We start from the raw sequence: 981 nt of genomic DNA on the forward strand, positions 1-981 counted from the left end.
ACACCCCACCCCCACAATCGCAATCGGCTCCCGCGCGCGCTCCTCAACCTCGCGCAGGCGCCCCCGAGCCTCACGCAGGTCAACAGTGGCTCGCTTGAGGTACGTACGTAGCTGCGCCGCGTCCGCCATCGAGGAATTGCCTTCCTAGAAGATGTGGGCCAAAGGTCCGGAGGAGTAATACGGGTTACAGGTCGCCGTCGAGGAGTTCGAACAGCTCCTCATCAGTAGCTGCTTCGATGCTTTCGACGTCGGCGACGTCACCCGTGCCGCGCTTCTTGAACTGAGTCAGGACATCCGTCAATCGACCAGCTGCCATGGAATGCTCCTCGTCGGCAAGGGAAACGCCGCTGAGCATCGCGTGGAGCTTCTCGATTTCCGCCAGCACGCCGTGTGCGCTGGACCTTTCGGTATTCGAGGTGCTGTCACCCAGGCGTGAGGCCAGATACTTCGCGAGAGCTATGGAAGTCGGATGGTCGAAGACCACGGTGGTGGGCAGGCGAATACCTGTTGCCGTACCGAGGTGATTACGGAGTTCCACCGCGGTGAGTGAATCCAAGCCCATTTCGAGGAGCCCACCCTCAGCGTCGATGTCGTGAGGGTCGGTTCGTCCCAATACAGTGGCAAGGTGGGTACGGACCAGGTCGAGCAGCAGTTGCTCCCGCTCTTCGGGAGTGGCCATGGCGATCCGGTCGCGCCACTCAGCGCCCGTGCCACCCCCGTGTCCGGCCGCTGCCTTCCGGACCGGCCTGCGCACCAACTGACGCAGCACCGGCGGCACCGGCACCGGCCGATCCCCCAACGCCTTGAGGTCCATCCGCACCGGCAGCACCACACCACGGCCCACGTGCATCGACCGGTCAAACAGCGCCAGGGCATCCTCAGTGGCCAGCGGAACGATTCCCGAGCGATGTGCACGGGCCGCATCAACAGCACCGAGGTTTCGGGTCATCCCGCTGGCCTGTGCCCACAGGCCCCAGGCGA

2 protein-coding genes are annotated in these 981 nt (G+C 64.3%); both read right to left on the reverse strand.

All coding sequences use genetic code 11. From position 1 onward, the window contains the following. Positions 1 to 129 (reverse strand): polyketide synthase docking domain-containing protein (locus IEJ02_RS50975; protein WP_191070509.1); only part of this gene is annotated, 129 nt, incomplete at its 3' end. Positions 130 to 184: 55 nt separating this feature from the next. Beyond that, a partial coding sequence (locus IEJ02_RS47810; RefSeq protein ID WP_223865628.1) for a phosphopantetheine-binding protein occupies positions 185 to 981 on the reverse strand: 797 nt, incomplete at its 5' end.

Origin of the sequence: Streptomyces sp. 5-10 (genome assembly GCF_014712245.1) — a bacterium.
Taxonomy (GTDB): domain Bacteria; phylum Actinomycetota; class Actinomycetes; order Streptomycetales; family Streptomycetaceae; genus Streptomyces; species Streptomyces violaceusniger.